The organism is Aquitalea magnusonii, assembly GCF_002217795.2.
GTDB lineage: Bacteria > Pseudomonadota > Gammaproteobacteria > Burkholderiales > Chromobacteriaceae > Aquitalea > Aquitalea magnusonii_B.
Genome location: NZ_AP018823.1, coordinates 883679 through 910243, shown reverse-complemented (window position 1 = coordinate 910243; position 26565 = coordinate 883679). Strand labels below are relative to the sequence as shown.

Annotated in this window: 28 protein-coding genes and 1 tRNA gene; 24 read left to right on the top strand and 5 right to left on the bottom strand. The window is 57.3% G+C overall.

Translation table 11 applies throughout. The features are described 5' to 3' along the window. Positions 1–175: 175 nt before the first annotated feature. From DLM_RS04450 to DLM_RS04365, 18 genes are all read left to right on the top strand, one after another. A complete protein-coding gene (locus DLM_RS04450; protein WP_089084332.1) occupies positions 176–550 on the top strand; it encodes a hypothetical protein in 375 nt (124 codons plus the stop codon). Continuing rightward, complete coding sequence (locus DLM_RS04445) at positions 547–861, top strand: hypothetical protein (protein ID WP_089084331.1); 315 nt, start codon at positions 547–549, stop codon at positions 859–861. Before DLM_RS04450 ends, DLM_RS04445 begins: the two co-directional genes overlap by 4 nt. 1 nt (position 862) lies before the next feature. Continuing rightward, the gene (locus DLM_RS04440; protein WP_089084330.1) at positions 863–1432 is read left to right on the top strand and encodes a DUF3486 family protein; all 570 of its coding nucleotides are present in this window, start codon (positions 863–865) and stop codon (positions 1430–1432) included. Further along, positions 1432–3063 carry a hypothetical protein gene (locus DLM_RS04435; RefSeq protein ID WP_089084329.1) on the top strand — a complete coding sequence of 544 codons (1632 nt, stop codon included), beginning with the start codon at positions 1432–1434 and terminating at the stop codon, positions 3061–3063. Before DLM_RS04440 ends, DLM_RS04435 begins: the two co-directional genes overlap by 1 nt. An 18-nt stretch (positions 3064–3081) precedes the next feature. Continuing rightward, positions 3082–4626: a DUF935 domain-containing protein gene (locus DLM_RS04430; protein ID WP_089084328.1), complete on the top strand. Its 1545-nt coding sequence runs from the start codon at positions 3082–3084 to the stop codon at positions 4624–4626. Beyond that, positions 4616–5911 (top strand): phage minor head protein, encoded by a 1296-nt coding sequence (locus tag DLM_RS04425; protein ID WP_089084327.1) that lies wholly within the window; start codon positions 4616–4618, stop codon positions 5909–5911. The genes DLM_RS04430 and DLM_RS04425 overlap by 11 nt, the downstream gene beginning before the upstream one ends. Before the next feature lie 111 nt (positions 5912–6022). Then, the gene (locus tag DLM_RS04420; RefSeq protein ID WP_089084326.1) at positions 6023–6574 is read left to right on the top strand and encodes a phage virion morphogenesis protein; all 552 of its coding nucleotides are present in this window, start codon (positions 6023–6025) and stop codon (positions 6572–6574) included. Positions 6575–6766: 192 nt separating this feature from the next. After that, a complete protein-coding gene (locus DLM_RS04415; RefSeq protein WP_089084325.1) occupies positions 6767–7033 on the top strand; it encodes a PAAR domain-containing protein in 267 nt (88 codons plus the stop codon). Next, positions 7008–7292, top strand: a complete 285-nt coding sequence (locus DLM_RS04410) for a hypothetical protein (RefSeq protein WP_197715504.1) — start codon at positions 7008–7010, stop codon at positions 7290–7292. The genes DLM_RS04415 and DLM_RS04410 overlap by 26 nt, the downstream gene beginning before the upstream one ends. Before the next feature lie 5 nt (positions 7293–7297). After that, positions 7298–7843, top strand: coding sequence for a DUF4105 domain-containing protein (locus DLM_RS04405; protein WP_089084324.1), 546 nt, complete (start codon positions 7298–7300; stop codon positions 7841–7843). After that, positions 7840–8106: a hypothetical protein gene (locus DLM_RS22930; protein WP_145985764.1), complete on the top strand. Its 267-nt coding sequence runs from the start codon at positions 7840–7842 to the stop codon at positions 8104–8106. The genes DLM_RS04405 and DLM_RS22930 overlap by 4 nt, the downstream gene beginning before the upstream one ends. Before the next feature lie 82 nt (positions 8107–8188). After that, complete coding sequence (locus DLM_RS04395; RefSeq protein WP_089084360.1) at positions 8189–9229, top strand: phage protease; 1041 nt, start codon at positions 8189–8191, stop codon at positions 9227–9229. A gap of 33 nt (positions 9230–9262) precedes the next feature. Further along, positions 9263–9658, top strand: a complete 396-nt coding sequence (locus DLM_RS04390) for a hypothetical protein (protein ID WP_089084322.1) — start codon at positions 9263–9265, stop codon at positions 9656–9658. Between the two features lie 43 nt (positions 9659–9701). Next, the gene (locus tag DLM_RS04385) at positions 9702–10730 is read left to right on the top strand and encodes a major capsid protein (RefSeq protein WP_089084321.1); all 1029 of its coding nucleotides are present in this window, start codon (positions 9702–9704) and stop codon (positions 10728–10730) included. A 159-nt stretch (positions 10731–10889) separates the two neighbouring features. After that, on the top strand, positions 10890–11087 hold the full coding sequence (locus tag DLM_RS04380) for a Com family DNA-binding transcriptional regulator (RefSeq protein WP_089084320.1): 198 nt from the start codon (positions 10890–10892) through the stop codon (positions 11085–11087). Next, positions 11050–11811 carry a DNA adenine methylase gene (locus tag DLM_RS04375; protein ID WP_089084319.1) on the top strand — a complete coding sequence of 254 codons (762 nt, stop codon included), beginning with the start codon at positions 11050–11052 and terminating at the stop codon, positions 11809–11811. The genes DLM_RS04380 and DLM_RS04375 overlap by 38 nt, the downstream gene beginning before the upstream one ends. A 121-nt stretch (positions 11812–11932) precedes the next feature. Continuing rightward, entirely contained in the window at positions 11933–13012 is a 1080-nt protein-coding gene (locus DLM_RS04370) for a nucleoid-associated protein (RefSeq protein ID WP_089084318.1), read from the top strand. Continuing rightward, a complete protein-coding gene (locus DLM_RS04365; protein WP_089084317.1) occupies positions 13012–13986 on the top strand; it encodes a GTP pyrophosphokinase in 975 nt (324 codons plus the stop codon). The genes DLM_RS04370 and DLM_RS04365 overlap by 1 nt, the downstream gene beginning before the upstream one ends. Positions 13987–14054: 68 nt before the next feature. Here DLM_RS04365 and DLM_RS04360 read toward each other — a convergent pair whose 3' ends face one another. Together DLM_RS04360 and DLM_RS04355 are read right to left on the bottom strand one after the other, a co-directional pair. Continuing rightward, a complete protein-coding gene (locus DLM_RS04360; protein ID WP_145985763.1) occupies positions 14055–14273 on the bottom strand; it encodes a hypothetical protein in 219 nt (72 codons plus the stop codon). Positions 14274–14407: 134 nt separating this feature from the next. Next, positions 14408–15558 (bottom strand): IS3 family transposase gene (locus tag DLM_RS04355; RefSeq protein ID WP_119313197.1). Its coding sequence is split into 2 segments (ribosomal slippage): positions 14408–15321 and positions 15321–15558, totalling 1152 coding nucleotides; the frame shifts between segments, so codons are not numbered across the junction. Positions 15559–15843: 285 nt separating this feature from the next. Here DLM_RS04355 and DLM_RS04350 point away from each other — a divergent pair. Beyond that, a complete protein-coding gene (locus DLM_RS04350; protein WP_119313196.1) occupies positions 15844–16251 on the top strand; it encodes a hypothetical protein in 408 nt (135 codons plus the stop codon). Between the two features lie 230 nt (positions 16252–16481). Here DLM_RS04350 and DLM_RS04345 read toward each other — a convergent pair. Then, positions 16482–16572 (bottom strand) — tRNA-Ser (locus DLM_RS04345). Positions 16573–16775: 203 nt separating this feature from the next. On the opposite strand from DLM_RS04345, the gene DLM_RS04340 reads away from it, so the two are divergent. The 3 genes from DLM_RS04340 (at position 16776) to DLM_RS04330 (ending at position 18684) form a co-directional block, all read left to right on the top strand. Continuing rightward, on the top strand, positions 16776–17300 hold the full coding sequence (locus DLM_RS04340; protein ID WP_197715503.1) for a GNAT family N-acetyltransferase: 525 nt from the start codon (positions 16776–16778) through the stop codon (positions 17298–17300). 37 nt (positions 17301–17337) lie between these two features. Beyond that, positions 17338–17631, top strand: coding sequence for a hypothetical protein (locus tag DLM_RS04335; protein WP_089084101.1), 294 nt, complete (start codon positions 17338–17340; stop codon positions 17629–17631). Positions 17632–17769: 138 nt separating this feature from the next. Continuing rightward, positions 17770–18684 carry a DMT family transporter gene (locus tag DLM_RS04330; RefSeq protein WP_197715502.1) on the top strand — a complete coding sequence of 305 codons (915 nt, stop codon included), beginning with the start codon at positions 17770–17772 and terminating at the stop codon, positions 18682–18684. Between the two features lie 90 nt (positions 18685–18774). Here DLM_RS04330 and DLM_RS04325 read toward each other — a convergent pair whose 3' ends face one another. Continuing rightward, on the bottom strand, positions 18775–19431 hold the full coding sequence (locus DLM_RS04325; protein ID WP_089084102.1) for a hypothetical protein: 657 nt from the start codon (positions 19429–19431) through the stop codon (positions 18775–18777). Positions 19432–19600: 169 nt separating this feature from the next. Then, positions 19601–24412 (bottom strand): NAD-glutamate dehydrogenase, encoded by a 4812-nt coding sequence (locus DLM_RS04320; protein ID WP_089084103.1) that lies wholly within the window; start codon positions 24410–24412, stop codon positions 19601–19603. 520 nt (positions 24413–24932) lie between these two features. On the opposite strand from DLM_RS04320, the gene DLM_RS04315 reads away from it, so the two are divergent. Together DLM_RS04315 and DLM_RS04310 are read left to right on the top strand one after the other, a co-directional pair. After that, positions 24933–25697 carry an ABC transporter substrate-binding protein gene (locus tag DLM_RS04315; RefSeq protein WP_089084104.1) on the top strand — a complete coding sequence of 255 codons (765 nt, stop codon included), beginning with the start codon at positions 24933–24935 and terminating at the stop codon, positions 25695–25697. Positions 25698–25793: 96 nt separating this feature from the next. Next, positions 25794–26558 (top strand): ABC transporter substrate-binding protein, encoded by a 765-nt coding sequence (locus tag DLM_RS04310; RefSeq protein ID WP_089084105.1) that lies wholly within the window; start codon positions 25794–25796, stop codon positions 26556–26558. Positions 26559–26565: the final 7 nt, after the last annotated feature.

The window sequence follows — 26565 nt, the reverse complement described above, 5'->3', positions numbered from 1 at the left end:
TGGACGAGCGCGAAGGCCACATTGCTGCACGCCAGGCACTGGTCCCGCATGGCCTACCAGCCACGCATTGCATCGATTGCGGGGGCGAGATTCCACAAGAGCGACAGGTCGCGGCACCCGGCCTGCGCTGTACACGTTGTCAGAGCGCCATCGAGCGCCGAAATGGGGGAAACCGGTGACGGTCACTGTTGATTTTTGGTATCTGGTCGGCCTGCTGCTGGGCTTTCTGGGCGTGGTGTTCACCTTCGGCAAGCTGTTGCTGGGCCAGTTTGAGCAGCGTCTGGATCAGCGCTTCAAGGCGATTGATGAGGCGAACAAGGCCACCAGCACCCACTGGGACACCCGCTTTGCCGAGCTGATGGAACAGAACCGGCGCGAGGCGGATGGCTGGCAGCGCATCGAAAAAGACTTCCTGCGCTTCCAGGCTGAACTGCCGTTGCAGTACGTGCGCCGGGAAGACTACGTCCGCAACCAGACCGTGATCGAGGCCAAGCTGGATAGTCTCGCCCTCAAAATCGAAAACGTCCAATTGAAAGGACAGCAGCAATGAATATTGATACCGCCAAAGTACGCCGCGAGAGCATCCGCTGGTATCTGGTGCTGGCCACCTATAACGCCCGGCCCAATGAAATCACCGAAGATGTGATCCAGCAAACCATGCGCGCCATCATCCCCGATGTCTCGCCGCTGGAGGTACGCAAGGAGCTGGACTATCTGGAAGACCGCGCCATGGTGAAGTTGCGCAAGGAGCCATCGGGCCGCTGGTGGGCGGACATCACCCGCTATGGCGTGGACCTTGCTGAGTACACCATCGACTGCCAGCCCGGCATCGCCCGTCCCGAAAAGTACTGGGATAAATAAGATGGCCGCACGCAACAGCGTTTCAATGCTGCCGGCCGAGGTACGTGCCTGGCTGGACCAGTCCCTGGTCGATGGCAATTTCAGTGGCTACCAGGCACTGGAGGAGCTGCTGCGCGACAAGGGCTACAGCATCAGCAAGTCCGCCATCCACCGCTATGGCCAGAAGATTGAACGCCGCTTTGCTGCCATCCGTGCCAGTACCGAAGCGGCCAAGCTGCTGACCCAGGGCGCATCAGATGATACCGACACTCGCTCCGAAGCCTTACTCGCCCTGGTACAGACCGAGCTGTTTGAATCCATCGTCAATCTTCAGGAAGCCGGGGACGAGGATGTCTCCAATGAAGACCGGATCGCCATTCTGTCCAAAGTGGCCAAGAACATCGCCACCTTGAGCCGGGCCAGCGTGAACCAGAAGAAATTCCGCCTGGAAGAACAGGCCCGCATCGAGCAGAAGGCCCGTGCTGCGCTGCTGGCCGAGCAGGAACAGAAGCTGGAAGAGCTGCGCGGCTCGGATGGTATGTCGGAACAGATGGAAAGCAGCATCCGTCGCATCCTGCTGGGTAAAGAGTGATGACCGAAACCGTACAGCAAGCCCCGTTAAAAGCCCTGGGCAGCCCGCGCAAAATTAACCTGGCCGAGGAGCTGGAGCTGGCCGGGGTGGTGGTGCCGCAGGAAGTGGCCGAGGCCATCCCGGCCGAGCAGCCGGTTTTTCTACCCTACCAGCAGCGCTGGTTTGAGGACGAGTCCCAGATCATGATCGCGGAGAAGTCGCGCCGTACTGGTCTGACCTGGGCAGAAGCTGGCCGCAACGTGGTAAAAGCCGCCCGGCCGCGCCGTCGCCAGGGCTGCAATACCTTCTATGTCGGCTCCAAGAAAGAGATGGCGCTGGAGTACATCGCCGCCTGCGCGCTGTTCGCCAAGGCCTTCAACGAGCTGGCCAAGGCGGATGTGTACGAGCAGACCTTCTGGGACGAAGGCAAGCAGGAGGAAATCCTCTCCTACATGATCCGCTTCCCCAAGTCGGGTTTCAAAATCCAGGCACTGTCCTGCCGGCCGTCCAACCTGCGCGGCTTGCAGGGTGACGTGGTGATTGATGAGGCAGCATTCCATGAGTCCCTCGAAGAGCTGCTCAAGGCCGCGTTGGCGCTGACCATGTGGGGCAACAAGGTACGGCTGATCAGCACCCATAACGGGGTCGAGAACCTGTTCAATGAGTTGATCCTGGAAACCCGTGCCGGCAAGCGTGACTACAGCATCCATCGCATCTCGCTGGACGATGCCATTGCCGATGGCCTGTACCAGCGCATCTGCTACGTCACCAATAAAGAATGGTCGGTCGAGGCCGAGGCGAAGTGGCGTGCCGATCTGTACAAGAACGCCCCGAACCCCGAGTCGGCCGACGAAGAGTACGGCTGCGTCCCCAAGAACAGTGGCGGCAACTGGCTCAGCAGCATGCTGATTGAAAAGCGCATGTCCGCCGACACCCCGGTACTGCGCTATGAGTGCCCGGCTGGCTTTGAACTGGAGCCGGACCATGTCCGCACCAGCCACTGCCAGGACTGGATTGATTCGGTGCTACAGCCGGAGCTGGACAAGCTGCCCAAGGGTGTCCGCAGCTTTGACGGTGAGGACTTTGCCCGTAGCGGTGACTTGTCGGTCCATGTCCCCTTGATTGAGATGCAGAACCTGGTCAAGCGCGTGCCCTTCATCCTGGAAATGCGCAATGTGCCCTTCCGCCAGCAAGAGCAAATCACCTTCCACCTGCTGGATAACCTGCCGGGCTTTGCCGGTGGTGCATTCGATGCGCGGGGTAATGGCCAGTATCTGGCCGAGGTGGCCATGCAGCGCTACGGGGCGGATCGCATCCACCAGGTGATGCTGTCGGAAAGCTGGTACCGCGAACACATGCCCCCGGTCAAAGCCGCCCTGGAAGATGGCGACCTGGACGGACTGCCGAAGGACAAGGATGTGCTGGCCGACATGCGCGCCGTGCAAATCATCAAAGGGGTGCCGCGTATCCCGGAAACCCGCACGACTGGTGAAGACAAGGGCAAGCGCCACGGTGACGTGGCAGTCGGAGTGGCCCTCGCCGTGTATGCGTCCCGCGTGATTGATGCAGCCCCGCTGGCCACCAGGGGCTACAAGTCCATCCCTCGCGGGAGCATGGCCATGTCGGCCCGATTCGGGCGCGGAACATGGTAACGAAACGGAGTGCAAAACATGCCGCAAATTGTCGATCACAACGGACAGCCGATTAACACCGGCCTGCTCAAAACCACCATCGCCACCCCGACTACCACCGGGGTGCGTCAGATCATTGTCTCGGCCAGCCATGGGCTGGACCCAGAGATGCTGGGCCACATGCTGCGCCAGGCAGTGAATGGGGATGCCAGTGCCTACCTGCGCCTGGCCGAAGACATGGAAGAGAAGTACCTGCATTACGGCTCGGAGCTGTCCACCCGCAAACGCGCCCTGGTTGGCCTGGAGCTGTACGTGGAGCCTGCCGGCGACGATGCCGTCAGCCAGCGGGCGGCCGAGCTGGTGGAGCAGGCCATGGCCCCGATCAAAGAAAACCTGTTCGATATCCTGGACGCCATCGGCAAGGGTTTCAGCGTCCATGAGATTGACTGGGAAACCAGCGCCAAGCAGTGGATGCCGGTTGGCTTGTCCTACCTGCAGCCGTACTGGTTACAGATCCGGCGCGAGGAGCCGGAAACGCTTTACCTGCGCTCGGACAGCAATATCTACGGTGAGGCGCTGGCCCCGTACAAATTCATCACGCACAAGGTCAAGGCCAAGTCGGGCGTGCTGATCCGGGGCGGCCTGGCACGTATGGCCTGTTGGGCTTTCCTGTTCAGCAATTACGCCATCAAGGACTGGGTCACGTTCGCCGAGGCCTACGGCCAGCCGCTGCGGGTGGGCAAGTACGATGTGTCGGCCACACCGCAGGACATTGAAACCCTGCTGATGGCCCTGCGCAGCCTGGGCACGGATGCCGCAGCTGCTATCCCCAAGAACATGGAGATCGACTTTGTCGACGCCGGCAACAAGTCAGCCTCAGTCGATATCTATGCCCGACTGACGGAGTACTTCGATAAGCAGACCAGCAAGATCGTGCTGGGCCAAACCTTGTCGACCAATACCGGTGGCGCAGACGGCGGTGGGGCTTATGCCCTGGGCAAGGTCCACAACGAGGTGCGGGAAGACATTCTGGAGGCCGATGTCGAGCAGCTGGAAGCCACCCTCACCCGCGACTATGTAAAGCCGGTGGTGGACCTCAATATGGGGGTGCAGCCGGCCTACCCCACCATCAAGCTGCGGATCAACAAACCAGAAGACCTGACTGCACTGGCCGGGGTGGTTAACACACTGGTGCGTGCTGGCTTGCCCGTCGGCCAGGAGTCCACCTATACCCGCTTCGGTCTGGAACGCCCCAAGCAGGGTGAGGCGATACTGGTGCCGGTCGATACCCCGGTCCAGCAAGCGATGAATCGCTATCGGGCGATGAATGCCCTGCAGCCTGGCCAGGCCGACCCGATGGCACCGCTGCTGGAGCTGCTGACCAGCAAGACCGCCGACCCGATGGACGCCATGCTGCAGGTGATTCGCCAGGCACTGGCAGACGCCCCGGATCTGGAGTCCTTCCAGGCGTGGCTGACCGGTGCGTTTGGTGACCTGCCAACCACTGAGCTGCAACGGGTGATGAATACCGCCTTCAGCCTGGCTGAGCTGTCCGGCCGCTACGAGGTCAGCAATGGCCGATAGCGCGGCTCCGTTGAGTGCGATCTTCAAGCAGCCCTGGCAGACCCAGCTGGACTATTTCCAGCAGAAGCTGAACCTGCCGACTGAGAAGTGGACCGACATCATGAAGGCGCAGCATGACCGCTCCTTTGTGGTGGCCGGGGCCATGACCTGCGACTTGCTGGAGGATCTGCGCCAGGCAGTGGGCAAAGCCATTGAAGGCGGCAGCACACTGGCCGACTTCCGGCGCGACTTTGACCAGATCGTGGCCACGCATGGCTGGGACTTCAAGGGCGGCCGCAACTGGCGCACCCGCGTCATCTACCAGACCAACCTGCAGACCAGCTATGCCGCTGGCCGCTACCAGCAGCTGACCGACCCGGACATGCTGAAGGTCCGGCCGTACTGGCGCTATGTGCATTCCGACTCGGTGATGCGCCCCCGGCCGCAGCACCAGGCGTGGAACGGGCTGATTCTTCGCGCCGACGATCCCTGGTGGAACGTTCACTACCCACCCAATGGCTGGGGCTGCCAGTGCACGGTACGTGCCGTTTCGCTGCAGGAGCTGCGTGACAAGTACGGAAAAACTGGCCCAGACACTGCGCCGGTTATTCAGACACGCAGGGTGGAGCAGGACGATGGCAGCGTGGTCTATGTGCCGGATGGTATCGACTTCGGCTGGGACTATGCGCCTGGCCAGGCCTATGTCGGCAAGTTGCTCCTGGACAAAGCGGCGACCACCTCGGCCCGGATCGGTGCCAATGCCATCCAGAGTGCGGTCAACAATATCGACGCCCTGGACAAGATCATCCAGGAGCGCTGGCAGCCGCTGGTACAGCAGATCTACCCGGATCCGGCCAACTACCGGCCGACCAAGCAACGCTTCCACATCGGTGCACTCTCGCCGCAGTTAGTCGACTCCATTGAGCAGGCCACGGGCGAACCGCTGGCCACGGCTGTGGTGTCGGTCGATGATAGTGAAGTGAAGCATGCGCTGCGTGATGCAGGGGGCAAGGCCAGCAAGCGGATCAGTGAAGAAGATGCTATGCAGGCAGTGGTTGGCTTGTGGGAGCCGGAGCGTGTCTATCAGGCTGTAGAGGGTAACCAGGTGCAACCTGTTTATCTGCTGATCTTTCCATCCAAGGATGGGCAGCGCCAGGTCAAAGCTGTGGTCAGTGCAAATTACCGCACGAAAGACAAAGACCAGACCGGGAAACGATTTGTACTGCAGACCAACTCGCTCACTACGCTGGGATACGTTGATCTGAATGATTTGGAAAATCCAGCCCAGTACAGGCGGATTCTTTAGAAGGAGGAAAAACCGTGTCGGCAGGACGCCACCCCCTGCATATGCACGCCCAATGGGCTTGCAGTACGTTCATGCGCTATTTCACGTACCTCGGCACGGCTTGTATTCATTATGAGTGACAACAGCTTTGAAATCCAAGTTATCAACGACAGTGTTGGCCAGGCACTGGGTCAACTGTTGGCCCAAGCCCACAACCTGCGGCCGGCACTGCTGGACTTTGCCGAGTGGGCCACGGCTGAGACGGACCAGCGCTTTGCCGACCAGGCAGACTGGCATGGCCAGCCCTGGGCACCCAATGCCGAGCTGACGTTGGCCAACTATCTGCGCAGCCATGGCGGCAGCAAGAACTTCAAAAAGGACGGCAAGCTGAGTGCGGCAGGTACCAGGCGGCTGTCCGCCAAGCGTATCTTGCAGGTGGACGGTACGCTGCGCCGGGCTGCATTCAGCTATGACGCCACCAGCGACAGCCTGCGCTTCGGCCCCTGGGGCAATGGACTGGACGCCTATGCCGCCATCCAGAACTTTGGCGGCCAGGCTGGCCGGGGACTCAAAGTCACCATCCCCATGCGCCAGTACCTACCGGTCGATATCGATGGCACCCTGGCCGATCCTGCAGAAGCCAAGCTGCTGGACGTGCTGGCCACCCATTTCCAGCAAAGCTGACTTTCCCCATAAACTGCCCTTGGCGCATGCGCAGTGCAGGCAGACCGCCAAGGGTTGGTAGCAATGGTGTAAAACGCCGTCTACCCCCGTTAACGGGTGTTAATTAGGCACCCGCATCCACTACACTCCCTTCCATTGTTGCTCTCCGAACGTAATAATGCTGCTTTTTGGATTTATTCCATTGGTATTAACATGAAGAGAGTGATTCGTTTAGGGGACCCAACTGACCATGGTGGGCATGTTGTGAGTGCGGCTTCGACTACTACTTTGTTTGGTAAAAATGTTGCCTGTATTGGCGATGCTGTCAGTTGCCCACGCCAAGGGCATAACAACTGCGTCATTGTGGAAGGTGACCCATCCTGGTCTGTCGGTGGCAAGGCTGTCGCCCTCGAAGGACATAAAACCAGTTGTGGTGCAGTCCTTATCAGCACCAATGGGAGAAGTCAGCCGATCCTATGAGGCAAGCAGTCAATCAAGTGCCGGGCCTGCTACATCCCCCCCACCAGCATCAGCCTTGGCAAGTAATAGCGACATCCAGTTCGACGACAAATACCGTTTGGTTGATCCAAACACACAACGACCAATCGCGAATCACCTTTATGCAATTGAGCGTGAGAACGGTGATATAGAGCATGGTCAAACCGATGCTGATGGGCACACCCATCTTCTTTCTAGTATTGCGGCAAAAGAAAACATCAAGATTTACCTGGAGGGCTGATCACCATGGGAGAAACCACCATCAAGTCACCAGCAGGACGAGACCTGCATCTCGTTGCAACAAAGTCGACGACACCTAGCTCAAACAACACGGTAAAGCATATCGACGTAGCCAGAGAAACAGTGGAAGTACTGGTCAGTGATTCGAGAATCATCTCCAAAGGCTCACAATTCGGCCATGTGGCAATCTCGATTGACGGCACCGTTTATGGCCGAGCGCATCCTGGCTGGGATATTGCGGCACGCGATGCCTACCTGAAACGACAGCAGATCAACATGCACCGTGCAACTTGGGGGTATGTACTCATGGTCTCCAAAGAGGAGAAAGCGAAAATGCTGGCGGACATCAAAAAAAGGGCTGCGGCAAATGAACCCTACTCCCTTGATAGCAATAGTTGCTCTTCCAATATCGCAGAAGTCCTGGAGTTCGCAGGCATCCCGGCATATGACCCGCGCTGGTCTGGCTTCACGATGATATCTCCGGCTGACCTGATGGTTGGATTAAGCCACTCCAGACGACTGATTCAAAAGAATACCTACGCCCCAAAATGAAAAAAATTCTTTGCTCCATTGCCCTTACGCTTTCCGCCTGCTCAGGCCACGCGAATGAAGTCTGGACTGTGCAAAAAAGCATGCCGGTCTTCAAAGAACCCAATGACGACCTGAAAGCCCCCATCTTCGTGCTGCAACCCGGAGAGAAGTGCATTCCTCTGGATCATGCAGTCGCCAAGGTCTATGCCTACACCCAGGTGCGATGTGGTGAGCGAGAGGGCTGGGTTGCTGATGATGATTTTCTGAAACAGCCCCCTCATTGAGTCGTGCAGTCTCAATAACAAGCCCCCCTACCGAACCCCTTCCTCCGTTTCCTCTCTTCCATGGCTGCGCACAATGCAGCCCATGAAGCTCATCCCCGAAGACATTATTCGTGCCCTAAACAGCCTGCAACCTGATGGCCTGCAGCGGGCGAGCTGCGCCATTGCGTTTTCCATCGCCTTAGCGCTGGGGCCGAATGGTGAGCCGCCCGAATGGTGCCAGGTCATTCCGGCCGGCACGTTCATGGGCCGCGATGGCCGTGGACCGTGGCATACCGACACCGCCGCCGTACTGACTGACTTTGCAGCAAACCAGGCGATGGGCATTGATCCGGTTGTCGATTACGACCACCTCAGCATGGTGTGCCTGGAGACCGGCCAGAAAGCACCGGCCGCAGGCTGGATCAAGCAGCTGGAAATCCGGGATGGAGAGACCTGGGCACGCATTGAGTGGAATGCCGCAGCCAGTACAGCGATCCAGGCCAAGGAATGGCGCTACCTGTCACCCGTCTTCGACTTTGATGCCAGCGGCCGCGTGGTCCGCCTGGTAGCCGTGGGGCTGACCAACCAACCCAACCTGTTTTTACGCGCACTCAACACTATGGAGACTTCTGTGGACTTGCTGAAACAACTGATTGAGCTGCTGGGGCTGGACCCGGCAGCAGATACCGCAACTGCCATCAACTCGGTCAAGGCGCTGAAATCAGCTAGTACCGACACCCAGACCGCCATGAACAGCCTGCGCCAGGCAATCGGTGCGGCTGCCGACGCTGACCTCAAAACGGTGGCCAACAGCATCATGACCAGCTTTGCCCCCCGCGCTGAGTACGAGCGCGTGGCTAACTCGCTGCAGCAGCTGCAAGCCGGCACTGCTGCCGCCGAAGTCGACAAGGCGCTGGATGAAGCCATTGCAGCCGGCAAGATCGCACCGGCCAGTCGTGGCTTCTACCAGGCCATGTGCAGTACCGACATGAAGGCCTTCAAGGACTTCGTTAAATCCGCCCCGGTTGTGGTGCAGCCCGGTACCGAAACCACCACGCGCGCCGCCAATAGCAAGCATGACAACCAGCAGGCTGGAGACAACCCGCTGATTGCCAACGCCAAGGCCCGCGCCGGCACCAAGTAACCCGATACGGCCCTTGGCCAGAAAAGGACAGTCATGGAATCCCTGACGATCAATCAGACCCTGCCGCCCCAGATCCCTCTGGTGGGTAAGCCGGATGAATACTGCGAAACCCTGTTTGTCGGCCCGGCCGCATTGCCTGCCGGCACCATTCTGGGCGTGGCCACGCTAGACGATGAGCTGGCCGTGGCCTGGCATGTCGGTGACGACCCGCTGGCTTTCGTGCTGGGCGTGACCCGCCACGCGCTGCCGGCAGCCGATGCCGGTGTCACCTCCCGCGAGGTGGGCACGGTAGCCGGTGATTGCCTGGTGGCACTGGATACGCTGCCGGAGCTGCAAGCGGCACAAGTATCTGCCCCGGCCAAATACCGCCACGTTTACCGCCAGCTGTCGGCCCGTGGCATCCGCATCACCGAGCGTGCCGGCGACTAAGCGTCACCCGCTGTCACGACCTCAAGCAAAGGAAAACTGAGCCATGCCTCAATCTATCGCTGACATTCTGAAAGACCCCGCCTTCGGTATCGCCAGCCTGACCGAGTCGATCAAGCTGCTGCCGAATACCTATTCCAAGGTAGGCCAGTCCGGCATTTTTGTTCGCCAGGGTGTGAATGCCCGTACCATCGCCCTGGAGTATGCCGGTGGCCAACTCCACCTCCTGTCCAATCAGGACGTGGGTAGTCCGGGCCAACGCACCAAGCGTGACAAGAAGAACGTGCGGTTCTTCGGGGTGCCGCACATCCCGCACGACGACACCATTCTGGCAGCCGAGCTGATTGGCTCCCGCGTCTTTGGTGGCAACGACACCTTGACGGTGGCCGACGTCGCCAACGTGGTGAACAACCATCTGCAGACCATGAAGGTTCGCCACGACCTGACCCAGGAATGGATGATGCTGGGTGCGCTGAAAGGCATCATTCTGGATGGTGATGGCGACGTGATGTACGACCTTTACAAGGAATTCGGCATCCAGAAGACGGTCATCGAATTCAAGCTGTCTGACCCGAAGTTCAATGTGAAAAAAGCCTGCATGGATGTATGCCGCCACGTTGAAAAGAACCTGCTGGGCGATGTTTCCACTGGTGTTGGAGCATTTGTCGATGCCGACTTTATGGATGCTTTCACCACCCACCCGAACGTGGAAAAGGCATTCCAGGGCTGGATGGCCGCCCAGGAGAACATTGGTGGCGACGTGCGCGCCGGCTTCAAATTCGGTGGTGTGACTTTTGCGGAATACACCGGTGAAGTGCCAAAGGCTGATGGCAAGAGTACCGTATCGCTGATCAGTGCAGGCACCGGCCACGCTTATCCGCAGGGTACCCGTCAGACCTTCCTGATGTACGACGCGCCGGGTGACTTCATGGAAGCCGTCGGTACCCTGGGCCAGCCGTACTACGCCAAGATCAAGAACACCGATTTTGACCGTGGTGTGGATGTCCATACCCAGTCCAATCCGCTGCCGCTGTGCGCTCGTCCGGGTGCCCTGGTGGAATTGAAACTGATCTGATGACGCCGTAAGGCGATAGAGAGACAGCGACCGGGTGGATGCTACCAACACCCACCCGGACAGCTGACCGCAGAAGAGACCTGCAGGCCAACCCGAGGCTGCCACTTTCGTGCACGAAAGCCTGGCAATTCTAACGGGTTTTAACGACCTTGCAGAGACATGAACACCGATATTCGCTGTGGCCATTGCGGCCGGAAAATGGCCGAAGGCCAGTACATTACCCTCAGTATCAAGTGTCCGCGCTGCCGGACACTCAACCATTTCAAGGCCGCGAGCCACCCACCAGCGCACCAGGGCGTGCCAGACAGGACATCGCCTGATGCAAACCCTTCCGATCATTCCCTGGATAGGCGGTAAGCGCCGCCTGGCAAAACACATCCTGCCGCTGTTCCCGGAGCATACCTGCTACGTGGAACCGTTCTGCGGGGCAGCGGCCCTGTACTTCATGAAGAAGCCCGCCAAAGTCGAGGTGTTGAACGACATCTCGGGCGAACTGGTGAACCTCTACCGGGTGGTGCAACACCACTTGGAGGAGTTTGTACGCCAGTTCAAGTGGACACTGATCTCGCGGGAAATGTACAAGTGGCTGCAGATCACACCGGAGGTCATCCTCACGGATATCCAGCGGGCAGCCCGCTTTTACTACCTGCAGAAGATGGCCTTTGGCGGCAGGGTCAGTAGCCAGGTCTTTGGCACTGCCACCACCAGTCCGCCACGGATGAACCTGCTGCGCATCGAGGAGGAGCTGTCGGCCGCACACTTGCGCCTGGCCCGGACCTACGTCGAGCACCTGGACTGGAAAACCTGCATCCAGAAGTACGACCGACCCCACACCCTGTTCTATGCCGACCCACCGTACTGGCAGACGGAGGGCTATGGAGTGCCGTTTCCATTTGAAGAGTACCAGGCACTGGCCGAGGTAATGCGTAGCTGCAAGGGCAAGGTGATCTTGAGTATCAACGACCACCCGGATATTCGTGACGTGTTCGCAGGCTTCAGGATGGAGCAGGTAGCCATCCAATACAGCGTGAACCAGAACAGGGGGAAGGCTAGTTCGGAGCTGGTAATTTGTAGCTGGTAATTGCTTGGCCATGACTCACTTTCATGCCATTGTGATAGCATTGATACCAAAGCTGGATACTGCTAGCGTCTGAAAGTGATAAACATTCCCAATTCACACTTACTTTACGGAGCCCCCCTGAATGGCTGAGTTTGACTTTTGCGATATGCAAATCCAGCGCATGGTTGCACATACTGTCTATGCACGTGGCAAAGGTAATGTGAAAAAAGACCCTGACTGTTCGGATGAGCTTATTGGACTTGATCAAGAGTCTCTTGATTTATTGCAACTTAGGATCATCGGGGCTCTCGGCAACCGTTCGCACGGTGTAAATATGTCAATTGCGAGGGCGAGTGCAGAGTCATTCATGCAGAATGCGGCTATGGTAATGGGAGAGGATGACGCCACATTCATTAATGTATCGAAGCAATTTGCCCGTGATCTTACTGAGGCGCAAACCAACCCGCGCTGGCCAGGTGGGGTACTTATAGTTCTATCTGGTCGTATCGGTGCGCCAAGCAAGCGATTTGTTGCCGTCATCAAAGCTGAGACTGACAAAGGATTCAACGTTGTTGAGGAAGGTGGAAAAATCCAGCTGAGACTGATCAAGAAAATGCTTCTATCGGAAACTCAACGGCTCTATAAAGTCGGAATATTGATCGAACTGGCAGATGTAATGGCAGGCCATGATGGACTAAAGAACGCTGACAACTATTTGGCTTTTCTCTTTGATCACTTGTTAACCAGTAGTGAGACTGGGAAAGCTGCGGCGTATTTCTACGACAAATTCTTGGGCATGAGCATCGCGACTTCTTCACGCCACCAAACAAGGGTTTTCTTTGAAGAAAGCAAGAGCTTCATCAGTAGTTCAGAGCTTTCTGATGAAGACCGCTACACCTTGCGTGAAGCCTTACGTACAGAACTAAAAAACCATGTACCAACGCTTAACTTGGAGGAGTTCGCCGAACGGACTTTCCCAGAAGAATTACGAGATGCATACATTGAACATATGACTGCAAAAGGCTTTCCTAGCCAGTCGATTGTCAAAGATACTGAATATATCAAACATCAACTGAAGAAGCCCAGAAATGTGACCTTCACTAGCGGCGTACTGATTAGAGTACCCGCTGAGCATGATTTTAGGGAAATGGTGGACATTCAGGAAAATGTTGAGGGCTACACGCAAGTACGCATTAAGGGTGCAGTCCAGGCACAAGAATAATGGATTTAAACGTATTTCGTCATGATTTGGAACAAAAACGACCTCAGTTAGAAGCCTGGGGCCGTTTTGTACAGTCTTGCATTCTTGACAGGTTGAATGGGCTACCCGTTTCGATGCAGATCACAGGCAGTCGAGCAAAGGAAGTTGATTCGGCAATTGGTAAGATCGCAAGAAAAAATTATGACGATCCACTGATGCAGATGACAGACCTGGTTGGCGTACGGTTCGTAGTACTAATTTCCCCCCAGATCAAGGTTGTCAGTGAAGTACTTGAATCCATTGATTCGTGGGCATTCTCCCTCGACAGAGACTGGGAGCAAGAAGTAGAAGTTGCGCCGGAAACATTCGGATATCAGTCTCGTCACTACGTGGTCCGCTCCAAGTATGCACTCGATTTTGATGGGGTAACGGTACCTGCAAACCTTCCCTGTGAAGTACAGATCAGAACTATAATGCAGCATGCCTACGCTGAAATGATGCATGACAGCATCTACAAAGCAAACGGCATTGTTCCCCCACAGGCCAAGCGTTTTGCTGCAAGCAGCATGGCGCTCATCGAAACTGCTGATCATTTATTTTGTGAAACCATGCGCCTTCTTGACGAAGAAAACAGACCTAGAAAGCAGCTCTGGGAAGAGCTTGTAGGTATGTATCGTGCCAAGATTGGTGACACGGGTTTTGGCTATGATGAACGTCTCAATCTTGAAATACTTGATCAGTGCAATAAGTACCTTACGCCAGATGTAGCAACAGAAATACAGTTAATGGTGCGTGACCGCCCTGCAATTGTCGAACGCATAAAATCGAGAACAACAAGCGATCCGTTCTGGTTACAACCAACTGCCTTCTTTGCATATTGGCTTGTCCTGAAAGATCGCAGACATGCTTTCGATATATGGCCATTTTCTAGTGCTCATGACGCAATGAGTCTTGTCTATTCTGATCTTGGCATGTCTCTTGGTCGCCGCTACTAGGTGTGAAGTACAAGCATCACTAGTTTATTGATTACTCAGCTAGGCACTATACCCAAGCCAATGCATCGCTACATTTTATATTCTTCAGTAGAATTGGAATACTCTCTTAAAATCATTGCATATTTCATTGCATCACCTCCAACTTCTCTACCAGACACAATTCGTCTAGCCTCTTCTAAAAATCTACCCTCCAAGACATCTCTGAGATAAGAATACTTACTGAACCTCATAGAATTCATCTTATTAAGCTCTTCCTGCGTAAAGAAATTCTCTAACATTTTTTTCATGCCATTAGTCCTATACCAAGGAACATGAGATTTTTTCTTAACTCCTTCCGAAATTTCAAAAGCCAATCTAAACGTCAGTGCCCTGTATGCAAAAAAATGAAACCACAATTTATCACTGAATCGCCCCGGCTTCTCTAGACACTCTTGAGCCGTTGGAAATATTGCTTCTCAAACTCTACCGGCGATAGCCCGTTTGCGGAACCATGCCGGCGTTTCGGGTTGTAGAACATTTCGATGTAATCGAAGATATCCCGCCGGGCCTCCTCCCTGTCGTGATAGGTTTTGCGCTTGATGCGCTCCCGCTTCAGCAACTGGAAGAAACTCTCTGCCACGGCATTGTCGTGGCAGTTCCCACGCCGACTCATGCTGGGCACCAAGCGATGAGCTTTCAAGAAGTCCTGCCAATCGTAGCTACTGAACTGACTTCCTTGGTCGGAATGCACCAGTACCTCCTGCTTGGGCTGACGTCGCCATACCGCCATCAACAGGGCATTCAGCACCAGCTCTCTATCGATACGTGACTGCATCGACCAGCCAATCACCTGCCGCGAGAACAGGTCCAGCACCACCGCCAGGTACAACCACCCCTCATGCGTGCGGATATAAGTGATGTCGGTCACCCAAGCTTTATTCGGTTCATTCACGGTGAACTGGCGTTGCAGGTGGTTAGGTGCCACCACTGCCGGGCGGCCACGGTAATGCCCAGGACGCCGGTGGTAACCCGTCTGCGAACGTAAGCCTTCCTGCTTCATCAGCCGTGCCACACGATGTTTGCCGCAGCGCTCACCCTGAGCCTGCATGTCGTCATGCACCTTGCGATAGCCATAGACACCGCCACTTTCGAGCCATGCCTGCTTGATATACCCCAGCAAGCGCTGGTCTTCTCGAGCTCGCGGTGAGTACGGTGACGCTTTCCAGGCGTAGTAGCCACTGGGATGCACCGACATAACACGACACAGCCGTCGAATAGGGAACTGCTGCGCATGGGCCCGGATGAAGGCATACCTTACCCGGACTCCTTGGCAAAGTATGCGGCGGCCTTTTTTAGGATGTCGCGCTCCTCGGTGACCCGTTTGAGCTCTGCCTTGAGACGTCGTATTTCGGCTTGCTGGTCTGCGGGTTCGGCCGGTTGGGCGCGCTTGGGGTCGAAGCGTTTCAGCCATTGATACAGGCTGTGGGCAGATACGCCGAGACGGCTGGCGACTTCGGCCACTGGGTAACCACGCTCGGTTACCTGTTTGACTGCTTCAATCTTGAACGCTTCGGGGAAACGCGGCTTGCTCATGACACCTCCTTGTGGGGCCTAGTGTGAGGCTCGCGAAGTGTCTAGAAAAGGAGGGGCGATTCAGTTCTACTCCAACGCCAATACCCCAATCGTTGCCGGAACTCTCTACTCTGGTGCCAAACTTTACTATGCGCAGTTGTATACATCCGGTTCGTCCCAGTCTGTGACGCAAGGGTCCGTGGTTTATTCGATTGTGGGAGCCTCAGCGGTGGGAACCTGGAGAGCCATGCACTCGTTGGTAGCAGTGGGCGGCAACTTTACGATTTTTTTAGCGCAGAGGGTTGCATGAAATTTGAATATACGGCGGTAACTGATCTGCAGTGGGCTAACAACGGCCGCGCAATCACGATGACCGTATGTTTTGTCACTCTGGGGGCCGTGCCATTTACGGCAGCGCCAGATGACACGACAGAACATGGCCGGGAGCTTTTTGCGCGGGCCGTTGCCGGTGATTTTGGAGACATCCGAGAGTCGGATACTGATGATGCCATGCTGCGTTATAACCAGATTCAGCAAGCACAAGCTGCGCTGGACGCGTCTGACCGAACGGTACTACGCTGCTACGAGAAATCTATTCAGGTACCGACCGAGTGGGCAGCGTATCGTAATGATCTAAGGGAAATCATCCGCGCGACATCATTTGATTCCTCGGTGAAACTTCCGACTAGACCGCCATTCCCACTGGATGCCTGATGGCTAAAAACTACGCTATGGTTAGAGCCTGCTTTTGCAGGCTCTTTTGCATTTGTTGCGAGGGGTACTCAGTGCAAAAGCGCGTGCGAAAGTGTGCAAAACAATCCGCGACGTTACAGAAGAAAACTGAACTTATTACCGCCAATGTGTAGGAGTGTTGTGTAGAACTCAGGAGCAAAAAAGCCCTGCAGAACTTGAATTTACTGTAAAAACAACACTTTAGGGGTGTTTGGCGGAGAGGGGGGGATTCGAACCCCCGTTAGGGTATTACCCTAAACACGCTTTCCAGGCGTGCGACTTAAACCACTCATCCACCTCTCCAGATGGCTGCTGCAGTGCTGCAACAGAGAGGGCGATAATACAGGCACTGTCTGGTTTTGGCAAGATCCCAACAAAAAAATTGCTAGCCGCGTCAGGTGCGGCTGCAGTTGCTGCCGTGCAGGTCGTCATGTGGGCGGAATTGATCGCAACGCGCTTACCATGCAGTAAACTGGCCAGCACCTTGTCCAGATGCAAAGCAAATCATGTTACCCATTTTTACGCCCAGATTGCGACTGCGCGAATTCACCATGCAGGATGCACCGCTGGTGCTGGCCCTGCTGACTGACCCGGATTTTATCCGCAATGTCTCGGATCGTGGGGTGTACACGCTGCAAGATGCCGGCGACTACATCAGCCGTGGCCCGCTGGCAAGCTATGCGCAGCACGGCATCGGGCTGTGGTGCATGGAAAGGCTGGAGGATGACCAGCCTGTCGGCATGTGCGGGCTGATCCGGCGTGAAGGACTGGCGGATGTTGATGTGGGCTATACCATGCTGCCCACATGGCGCGGACTGGGCTATGCCAGCGAGGCTGCGGCTGCCTGTGTGCAGTATGGCCTGACACAATTGCAGTTACCGCGGGTTGTCGGCTATATCAATGCCGATAATCTGGCATCGGCACGGGTACTGCAAAAGGCTGGCCTGCATCGCTGCGGGCTTTTTGACTTTCCCGGCAGTAGCGTCCCCACCCTGCTCTACAGCAGTGAGCCAGCTACGGCTCAGTCATAGCGCTGCGACTACTCTGCAAGACTTAGCAGCAATACGCATGGAGAAGATCGGACACTTGGCCGAACCCCTCATGCGCAATCCCCGCGACAGGCCAGGCTACGTCAGCCATGACACGACCGGACTGCGGCACGATAGAAGTCCGTGGCAACAAACTTTTTCCATCTTGAAATGCGCCACCACCAGTTTGCCTGGAAGGCAGCACGGCCCTAATCGGGATTACTGCAAGCCATATACCTTTCTCGCAATCAATGGCGATGGTCATGCTGCGCACGACTGGCAGCCGGCCTACTCATCCGCCGCCATGCCCAAGGCTTTCACACTCAAGCCATGACATCTGCCAGCTTACACGGTAGGTAAAGCCACTTAGATTTATTGCCCGAGCTGAGTGCCTGCCATATAGAGCAACACCTTTTTTTCAAATAAGGGCAGCAACGGATTCATCTATGCACATCCAAGGAAGGAAAGTGCGATGTCACTGCCCTCATCAGCCTTTCGACAATTTGATCTATTCATGCAGCATCGCATGGTGCTGGATGTTGCCGCACCAATAGTGTTTCTATTGCTGTGGGCAACAGGATTTGCCGTAGTAAAAATCGGTTTGCAGCATATCGAACCGCTTACCTTCCTGGCATTGCGCTATGGCTGCGTCGTTGTCATTCTTTTACCCATCCAGCTTGGATTCCGCCTGCCCGTTCCGCATCACGGCCGTGACTGGCTAAACGTTTGCGTAATCGGCGTTTGCATTCAAGTCATCTACTTTGGCGGAACCTATCTTGCACTCAGGGCAGGGCTATCAGCCGGAGCGCTGGCGCTTATGGTCTCCTTGCAGCCCATTCTCGTCGCAATCATTGCCCCGATATGGATCAAGGAGCGCGTTTCAAGCAAGCAGTGGTGCGGACTCAGTCTGGGCTTTGCCGGCGCGGCTATTGTCATCCTGTCAAAATCGGCCATTGAGTCAACGCCGTGGCAGGGCATCACGCTGAGCTGTATTGCCCTGTCCGGCATGACTCTGGGAGTGTTATACGAGAAGAAAACGTCGGCTTCCATGCACCCGATTTCCGCCACACTGATACAGACCAGCGTAGGACTGCTGCTGATAGCACCACTCGCCCTGCTGCTGGAGTCTGGCCATATAGAGTGGCGCAGCGAGATGCTGTGTTCACTCGCCTATCTGGTGATCGGCAACTCGCTGATTGCGATTGGGCTACTCCTCCATCTTGTCCGGCATCGCCCTGCATCCAGGGTCTCAGCACTGTTTTTCCTGGTTCCGCCCTGCGCTGCCATCGCGGCGGGGGTGCTGCTCGGGGAGTCCATGCCCGGGCTTGCCTGGCTCGGGATTGGTCTTGCCACCGCGGGCGTATGGTTGACCGTCAATCTTCGATAAGCAGCCATCTACAATCCAGCAAGCCATGCCACAAAACAAAAACCCCGCACATCCAGGCGGGGTTTTGCTTGTATCAGCGCGGGTGCAGCTTCAGGCTGACACGCGCAAGTCCTGCAGGCCGTCCTTGGCCGGGACATCCACATAGCGGACCAGGCCCGGCAAATCGTCCGGCAAGGCTGTTGTCGCCGCGGCACCTTCCAGCAGCGCCAGCACCGGCTGCAACACCACGCGGCGCAGCAGGCCTTCGTCGGTGCTCAAGGCATCCAGTCGCAGGCTGTAGGTCCATTCATCGCCAAACGGCGATTCGTCATCTTCCCAGCGCAGCAGGCGGCCTGCCTGATTCAGCCAGGGTTGCCAGCCGGTGGCGGGGAAGCCGACGTAGGCGTCGTAATCGAAGCTGAACTCACAGGTCCAGTGCGCAATATGCAGCACCGGGCCCAAGGGCTCGCCCTGCCCGCCCGGACCGACCCGTGGCACGCCGTCGCCCGCCAGGCTGATCTGGAAATTCAGGAAGGCGACAATAGTGTCCTTGCGCTTTTTCTTTTGCAGCAGCGGCAGGCTGCAGCACAGCGCCTGGCGGGATTCGCCGCGCTTTTGCTGTTCGGTCAGCGGCTTGCCCACGGTACACAGCCCGCTGGCCGGCAAGGCCTGCTGCAGTAGTTCGATCAGCGCCTGTTCCAGTTGCTTGGCATGGCGCCAGGCGTGCTCGGCTTCCCGTGCGGAAGCGTCGGCCTGTGTGTTCTGCATCTTGTCATTCCAGTCTGTTCGGCATGATGGATGCCGGAGTCAAGTGCGGATGATAGCCGGATTTACCTGCTGCCGTCCGCCGCTTCTCATCAAAGCCAGCGCATTTTGTGCTGATCACCATAAAAAAACCGGCCCCTGGGGGCCGGTTTGTTCACTTTGCGCTGACTGATCAGGCCAGCAGGTGGTTGTTGAGCTCGCGCATGCCGGCAGACAGCATGGCCAGATCCAGCACACTGAAGGACTGCAGCTCGGCAAACATCTGGTAGCACAGTTCCAGCTCGCCACGACGCTTGGCCAGCCAGGCATCGGCAAAGGCCTTGTCGCCGGTGGCTTCGCTGAGGGCCAGCTTGGCCAGCTTGCAATGCAGGCGGTACAGATCGTCACGCAGCGCGGAGCGGGCTAGCGACTGCCAGCGGTTGTCGCGCGGCAGGCCGGTAATGGCGTCACGCAGCCAGTCCAGTTGCAGGGTGCGACCGAGCTGGAAGTAGTTCTGTGCCACTTCGTCCTGCGACAGTTCGCCGCCTTCGCTGATTTCGATGATGTCCATCAGCGGCACGGCAAACTCCAGACGCGCCAGCACGCGGGCCAGTTCCTGCGGCATGTTCGGCATGCTCAGGCGGGCTTCCAGCTCGGCCACGGCCGGGTACTGTTTGGCATCCACCAGCGCCGGCAGACGTGCCAGCAGTTCCTGTACCTTGCCGGCGTACTGTTCGATCACGGCATTCACCGAGGTGAACGGACGCTTGTTGCGCAGCACCCAGCGGGTTACGCGCTCGATCAGGGTACGCACCAGCACCATCATCTGCATTTGCTGGTCGGCCGGAATCAGGTTGTCCAGCGCTTCGATCTGGCCCCACAGGTTTTCCGCATCAAACACGCGGCTGGCAATCCACCAGGCGCGGGCGATGTCGGCCGCGGAGAACGGCGACTCTTCCTGCAGGCGGAACACGAAGGTGGTGCCCATGCGGTTGATGATCTGGTTGGCCAGCTGGTTGGCGATGATTTCGCGACGCAGCTGATGCTGTTCCATCTGCTTGCCAAAGCGCTGTTGCAGCGGTTTGGGGAAGTAGTTGACCAGCACCGGCAGGAAGTCGGCATCGTCCGGCACATCGGTGGCCAGAATGGCCTGATCCAGCGAAATCTTGCTGTAGGCCAGCAGTACGGCAACTTCCGGCACGGTGAGACCCTGACGCGCCAGGCGGCGTTCGTTGATCTGGGTATCGGACGGCAGGTATTCGATTTCGCGGTTCAGCTCGCCAGTCTTTTCCATGTGCGCAATCATGCGGGCATGGGTGGACAGCATGGAAGCGGCTTCCAGACGCTTGATGGCCAGCACCTGGGTTTGCAGCACGTTGTTGCGCAACACCAGATGACCCACTTCTTCAGTCATTTCGGCCAGCAGCTCATTACGCTGTTTCAGCGTCATGTCACCGGCTTGCATCACCGCGCCCAGCAGGATCTTGATGTTGACTTCGTGGTCGGAGCAATCCACACCAGCGGAGTTGTCGATGGCGTCGGTGGCGATACGGCCGCCGCACAGCGCAAATTCGACACGGCCCAACTGGGTGCAAGTCAGGTTACCGCCTTCGGCCACCACGCGGGCTTGCAGTTGGTTGCCATTGACCCGTACCGGATCGCAAGCGCGGTCGCGGGCGTCGGCATGGCTCTGAGTGGAAGCCTTGATGTAAGTACCGATACCGCCGTTGTACAGCAGGTCGATCTTGGCCTTGAGGATTTCATGGATCAGCTCGTTCGGCGCCATGTGGTCCTTATCGGTTTCCAGCCAGGCCTTGACTTCAGGCGACAGCGGAATGGACTTGGCCGAGCGCTCGAAAATGCCACCACCCTTGGAAATCAGCTCGCGGTTGTAATCGGCCCAGCTGGAACGCGGCAGATTGAACAGGCGCGCACGTTCGGCAAAGCTGGTCTTGGCGTCCGGGGTCGGGTCCAGGAAGATGTGCAGGTGGTTGAACGCAGCCTTCAGGCAGATGTGTTCGGACAGCAGCATGCCGTTGCCGAATACGTCGCCAGCCATGTCGCCAATGCCGATCACGGTGAAATCCTGCTCCTGGGTGTTGATGCCCAGATGGCGGAAGTGGCGCTTGACCGATTCCCAGGCACCGCGGGCGGTAATGCCCATGCCCTTGTGGTCGTAACCGGCGGAACCACCGGAGGCAAAGGCGTCACCCAGCCAGAAACCGTAGGATTCGGAAATGCCGTTGGCGATGTCGGAGAAGGTGGCGGTGCCCTTGTCGGCAGCCACCACCAGGTACGGATCATCCGGGTCCAGACGGCGCACGTCCTTGGGCGGAATGATCTGGCCGGTCACCAGATTGTCGGTGACATCCAGCAGCGCGGAGATGAAGATCTTGTAGCAGGCGATGCCTTCGGCCAGGAAGGCTTCACGGTCGCTCGGTGCCGGCAGTTGCTTGCCGACAAAGCCACCCTTGGAACCCATCGGCACGATGACGGAGTTCTTCACCATCTGCGCCTTCACCAGACCCAGCACTTCGGTACGGAAGTCTTCCATGCGGTCGGACCAGCGCAGGCCGCCACGGGCCACCTTGGAGCCGCGCAGATGCACGCCTTCCACACGCGGGCTGTACACCCAGATTTCAAACATCGGGCGCGGCTGCGGCAGGAAGGGAATCTGGTTGGATTCCAGCTTGAAGGAGATGTAGGACTTGAATTCGCCATCTGCCGCCTTCTGCCAGAAGTTGGTGCGGCGGGTAGCCAGAATCACGGCCAGGAAGCCGTTCAGGATGCGGTCTTCATCCAGGTTGGCCACATTGTCCAGCAGCTCCTTCACTTCGGCCAGCAGCACGTCGGCGCGGGCGTCGTCGGCATTCACCGGGTCCAGGCGGGCGACGAACAGCGCCACCAGACGACGGGTGATTTCCGGGTAGTTGGCCACGCACTGTTCCAGATAGTTCTGGCTGAAGGTGAGGCCGCCCTGACGCAGATACTTGGCCAGTGCGCGCACCAGCGAGATTTCACGCCAATCCAGGCCGGCAATCAGCGCCAGACGGTTGAAACCGTCGTTTTCGCAACGCTTGGCAAACACCTGGGACAGCAGCTCCTGGAAGTCTTTTTGCACCACTTCACTGGACATCTGCTCAAAGAAAGCCCCCACGTCCAGGCCGAAGTCGCTGATCCACACCGCGGAGCCATCTTCGCGCTCTACGCAGTACGGATGCTCGTCACGCACCTTGACGCCCATGTTTTCCAGAATCGGCAGGCTGGCGGACAGGCTCATCGGCTCGCCTTCGCGGAACAGCTTCAGGTTGAATGCCTGATTGCCGCGATGGAAAGGACGGTACAGCTTCATCGCCAGCGGCTTGCTGGCAGAGACGGATTCCAGCAATTGCACGTCCAGCACCGCATTGCGCACGGCAAATTCTTCGCGGTAAGCCACCGGGAAGGCCGAACGGTAACGCTTGAACAGCAGGTTGCCGGCTTCTTCGCCATGCACTTCCACCAGTTGCTGGTGCATTTCTTCCACCCAGCCACGCACCAGGCGGGCGATTTCCGCCTCGATGTCGGATTCGCGGAAGGTCGGCAGCTTGGACGCATTGGTGCGGATGATGTAATGCACGCGCGCCAGCGAGCTGTCGCTGATCTGCACGCTGAATTCCGCCGAGCTGCCGTTGAAGGCTGTCATCAGCACCTTCTCGATTTTCAGGCGCACTTCGGTATTGAAGCTGTCACGCGGCACGTATACCAGGCTGCTGACATAGCGGTGGTAGCGGTCCTTGCGCACGAACAGGCGCACGCGCGGGCGCTCTTGCAGGCTGACAATGCCTTCGGCAATCGGCCCCAGCACATCGGCCGGAATTTCAAACAGCTCGTCGCGCGGATAGCTTTCCAGCACAAAACCCAGGGTCTTGGCCTTGTAGCTGTCGTCAACAAAGTCGCAATTGGCCACCACGCTGGCCACTTTCTGGCGTACCAGCGGAATGTCCTTGGGCGAAGCCTGATAGGCGCTGGCGGTATACAGGCCGAGGAAGCGGCGCTCGCCAATCACTTCGCCCTTGTCGTTGAAGCGCTTGATGCCGACAAAGTCGACATAGGCCGGACGGTGGATGATGGAGCGGGTTTGCGATTTGTTCAGGATGATCAGCTGCGGCAGGTGCGCCAGTTCGCGCAGTTCTTGCGGCAGGGTTTCAAAGCTGGCGGAGTATTCCTTGTCGCCCTGGTCGCGCAGGATGCCCAGGCCGGAATCCTTGACGATCTTCAGGCTGTCCTTGCCGTCGCGCTTTACCAGGTCGTAATCGCAATAGCCCATGAACAGGAAGTGATTGGCCGCCATCCAGCCAAGGAAATCCACGGCTTCCTTGGCTTCCACCGCGCGCTCGCCCTTCACCTTGGCCAGATCCTTGCCGATGTCGCCCACCACGGCGCGCATTTTCGGCTCGTCGCTCACCACCAGACGGATGTCGGCAATGATGCGGTTCAGCTCGGCTTCCAGCTTTTGCAGGGTGGCGGCATCGCTGACGCGGTCGATCTGCACGTGGATGAAGGATTCCAGCGGCAGGCTGCGGTCTTGCGTGCGTTTTACTTCCAGCAGGTTGCCGTTCTTGTCGCGACCCACCGACAACACCGGGTGTACCAACAGGTGCAGATTGATGTTGTAGCGCGACAGCAGCATGGAGATGGAGTCGATCAGGAAAGGCATGTCGTCGTTGACGACTTCAATTACCGAGTGGGTGCTTTGCCAGCCATCACGCTCGAAATCGGGAGTATAGATACGCACCTTGTGCTGGCCGGCGCTGCGCTTGCGCGCAAACTCGAAATGGGCCAGTGCGGCACCGAACAGGTCCAGCGAGGAAAACTGGCGCAGATCGGCATGTTCGGTTTCTTCAAAGTAAATCGGGAAGAATCCGGCGAGTTGTTGTGTCTCCTTGGGTGAAAGCTTGCTCTGGGCAACGGCCTGAATATCGGCAATCAGGCTCGCCAGTTCGGTCTTGTTGGTAAGCGACATGGGGCTTCTCTTGTTGTATGCACGGTTTGTGTCGGGGCATTGTAGTAAGCCCGCTACCCGCGGGATTTCCTTAATGCGACATCGACTTACAGAAAGATGGGATGCAGTGCAGCATGAAAAAACAGCCGCAGTTGCGGTGCTGGTTTTTCTCCCACTATTTGCCTTATAGCAATGCGACGGCCAATTACAAAAAGGCTGTGACAGCCTACATTGTATACAATCCAACAATCAACACATAAGTGCATGATTTTGATGACGTTTCACAATGTATACAAACTGGCGTAGAATGCGCCCCTTCGCAATTTGCTGCTATCCGCGCCAAATGCGACTGATTGTTGGGCAAGGAGTTTCCATGCCACCATTGCCTGGCGTCTTCACCGGAGGCGCATGCAGGCATAACAACAACAGGTTCCGGCCGTGCTGTCTCAGGGCAGCCACCCCATCCACGCCGGGTTTACAAAGTAAGACCACGGGAACAAGCCGCACGCTTGCTCCCTGCATGCGAGAAGCAGAGACACATATGAAGAAGGTTATTTTTGCGGCTGCCGTAGCCGTCAGCCTGTCCGGTTTTGCCAGCCACGCAGAAACCATCCGCTTTGGTGTAGACCTCAACTACCCGCCGTTCTCCAAGCAAGGTGCTGATGGCAAGCCGGAAGGCTTCGACATCGACATGGCCCGCGCCCTGTGTACGGCCATGAAGGTAAGTTGCCAGATCGTGCCGCAAGACTGGGATGGCCTGATCCCGGCACTGAACGCCAACAAGTTCGATGCCATCCTGTCGTCGATGCAAATCACCGAAGAGCGCAAGAAGGCCGTCGACTTCAGCAACAAGTACTACAACATCGCCAGCCGCATCATTGCCAAGAGCAACACCCAGGTGTCGCAAACTTCCTTCAAGGGCAAGAAGATCGGCGTGCTGCGCGCCTCCACCCAGGAAAAATTTGCCCGCGACTTCTGGGGCAAGAACGGTGCCACCATCGTGGCTTACACCAAGTCTCCTGAATCCTTCCTCGACCTGAAAGCCGGCCGCGTGGATGCGGTGTTTGTGGACGGTGCCGTTGGTGAGCAGGAATTCCTCAAGACCGACGGCGGCAAGGGTTATGCCTTTGTCGGCCCCAATTATGCCGATGTGAAGTACTTCGGCCTGGGTGCCGGCATTGCCGTGAAAAAGGGCAATCAGGCTCTGGTCACGCGCATCAACAAAGCCATCGAGCAGATCCGCAAGGACGGCAGCTACAAGAAAGTACAGGACAAGTACTTCCGCTTTGACGTTTACGGCGGCTAAGCCAGCCACGTCTGCTGCATGAAGAACTGACCACGCCGGCAGCCTGGCTGCCGGCGGGCTTTGCCTCATACCACAACAAGACCCACCGGAGAAACCATGTTCAAGTCCCTCATGGTGCTGGGCGCGTGCGCGCTCGGCATGGCTGCTGCTGCCCAAGGCGAAACCTTGCGCTTTGCCACCGATGCCAGTTACCCGCCGTTTTCCCAGCAAGGCCCGGACGGCAAGATGAAGGGCTTCGACCCCGATATCGCCCAGGCCCTGTGCGCTGCCATGAAAGTGACCTGCGAAGTGGTGCCGCAAGATTTCGACGGTATCATCCCTGCCCTGCAGGCGCGCAAGTTCGACGCCATCATCGCCTCGATGAACATCACCGAAGAGCGCAAGAAAGTCGTCAGCTTCTCGGACAAGTACTACAACATGCCCAGCCGGCTGGTGGCCAAGCAAGGCAGCCAGATCAATGACGCCTGGTTCAAGGGCAAGAAAATTGGCGTATTGCGTTCTTCCATCCAGGAAAAATACGCCCGCGACAACTGGGTGAAGCTGGGCGCGAAACTGGTGTCCTATGCCAAGGCCCCGGAATCCTTCCTCGACCTGAAGGCCGGACGCGTGGATGCCAGCTTTGTTGATGCCGCCGTGGGTGAGTCCGATTTCATCAAGACCCCGGCTGGCAAGGGCTATGCCTTTGCCGGGCCGGAGTACAACGAGGTGAAGTACTTCGGTGAAGGGGCTGCCGTGGCGGTGCGCAAATCGGATGCAGCCTTGCTGGCCCGCATCAACAAGGCGCTCAAGCAGATTCGTGCCGACGGCAGCTACGACAAGATCCAGAAGAAGTATTTCAGCTTCGACATCTACGGCAAGTAAACCGTCA

What these genes read in the sequence shown, in the direction of transcription:
- DLM_RS04320 (WP_089084103.1), bottom strand. Translation starts at nt 24,412, where the DNA reads ATGTCGCTTACCAACAAGACCGAACTGGCGAGCCTGATTGCCGATATT.
- DLM_RS04310 (WP_089084105.1), top strand. Translation starts at nt 25,794, where the DNA reads ATGTTCAAGTCCCTCATGGTGCTGGGCGCGTGCGCGCTCGGCATGGCT.
- DLM_RS04410 (WP_197715504.1), top strand. Translation starts at nt 7,008, where the DNA reads ATGGGAGAAGTCAGCCGATCCTATGAGGCAAGCAGTCAATCAAGTGCC.
- DLM_RS04350 (WP_119313196.1), top strand. Translation starts at nt 15,844, where the DNA reads ATGAAATTTGAATATACGGCGGTAACTGATCTGCAGTGGGCTAACAAC.
- DLM_RS04420 (WP_089084326.1), top strand. Translation starts at nt 6,023, where the DNA reads ATGAGTGACAACAGCTTTGAAATCCAAGTTATCAACGACAGTGTTGGC.
- DLM_RS04365 (WP_089084317.1), top strand. Translation starts at nt 13,012, where the DNA reads ATGGATTTAAACGTATTTCGTCATGATTTGGAACAAAAACGACCTCAG.
- DLM_RS04325 (WP_089084102.1), bottom strand. Translation starts at nt 19,431, where the DNA reads ATGCAGAACACACAGGCCGACGCTTCCGCACGGGAAGCCGAGCACGCC.
- DLM_RS04445 (WP_089084331.1), top strand. Translation starts at nt 547, where the DNA reads ATGAATATTGATACCGCCAAAGTACGCCGCGAGAGCATCCGCTGGTAT.
- DLM_RS04395 (WP_089084360.1), top strand. Translation starts at nt 8,189, where the DNA reads ATGAAGCTCATCCCCGAAGACATTATTCGTGCCCTAAACAGCCTGCAA.
- DLM_RS04440 (WP_089084330.1), top strand. Translation starts at nt 863, where the DNA reads ATGGCCGCACGCAACAGCGTTTCAATGCTGCCGGCCGAGGTACGTGCC.
- DLM_RS04405 (WP_089084324.1), top strand. Translation starts at nt 7,298, where the DNA reads ATGGGAGAAACCACCATCAAGTCACCAGCAGGACGAGACCTGCATCTC.
- DLM_RS04330 (WP_197715502.1), top strand. Translation starts at nt 17,770, where the DNA reads ATGTCACTGCCCTCATCAGCCTTTCGACAATTTGATCTATTCATGCAG.
- DLM_RS04380 (WP_089084320.1), top strand. Translation starts at nt 10,890, where the DNA reads ATGAACACCGATATTCGCTGTGGCCATTGCGGCCGGAAAATGGCCGAA.
- DLM_RS04430 (WP_089084328.1), top strand. Translation starts at nt 3,082, where the DNA reads ATGCCGCAAATTGTCGATCACAACGGACAGCCGATTAACACCGGCCTG.
- DLM_RS22930 (WP_145985764.1), top strand. Translation starts at nt 7,840, where the DNA reads ATGAAAAAAATTCTTTGCTCCATTGCCCTTACGCTTTCCGCCTGCTCA.
- DLM_RS04360 (WP_145985763.1), bottom strand. Translation starts at nt 14,273, where the DNA reads ATGAAAAAAATGTTAGAGAATTTCTTTACGCAGGAAGAGCTTAATAAG.
- DLM_RS04335 (WP_089084101.1), top strand. Translation starts at nt 17,338, where the DNA reads ATGGAGAAGATCGGACACTTGGCCGAACCCCTCATGCGCAATCCCCGC.
- DLM_RS04315 (WP_089084104.1), top strand. Translation starts at nt 24,933, where the DNA reads ATGAAGAAGGTTATTTTTGCGGCTGCCGTAGCCGTCAGCCTGTCCGGT.
- DLM_RS04415 (WP_089084325.1), top strand. Translation starts at nt 6,767, where the DNA reads ATGAAGAGAGTGATTCGTTTAGGGGACCCAACTGACCATGGTGGGCAT.
- DLM_RS04375 (WP_089084319.1), top strand. Translation starts at nt 11,050, where the DNA reads ATGCAAACCCTTCCGATCATTCCCTGGATAGGCGGTAAGCGCCGCCTG.
- DLM_RS04425 (WP_089084327.1), top strand. Translation starts at nt 4,616, where the DNA reads ATGGCCGATAGCGCGGCTCCGTTGAGTGCGATCTTCAAGCAGCCCTGG.
- DLM_RS04370 (WP_089084318.1), top strand. Translation starts at nt 11,933, where the DNA reads ATGGCTGAGTTTGACTTTTGCGATATGCAAATCCAGCGCATGGTTGCA.
- DLM_RS04385 (WP_089084321.1), top strand. Translation starts at nt 9,702, where the DNA reads ATGCCTCAATCTATCGCTGACATTCTGAAAGACCCCGCCTTCGGTATC.
- DLM_RS04340 (WP_197715503.1), top strand. Translation starts at nt 16,776, where the DNA reads ATGTTACCCATTTTTACGCCCAGATTGCGACTGCGCGAATTCACCATG.
- DLM_RS04390 (WP_089084322.1), top strand. Translation starts at nt 9,263, where the DNA reads ATGGAATCCCTGACGATCAATCAGACCCTGCCGCCCCAGATCCCTCTG.
- DLM_RS04435 (WP_089084329.1), top strand. Translation starts at nt 1,432, where the DNA reads ATGACCGAAACCGTACAGCAAGCCCCGTTAAAAGCCCTGGGCAGCCCG.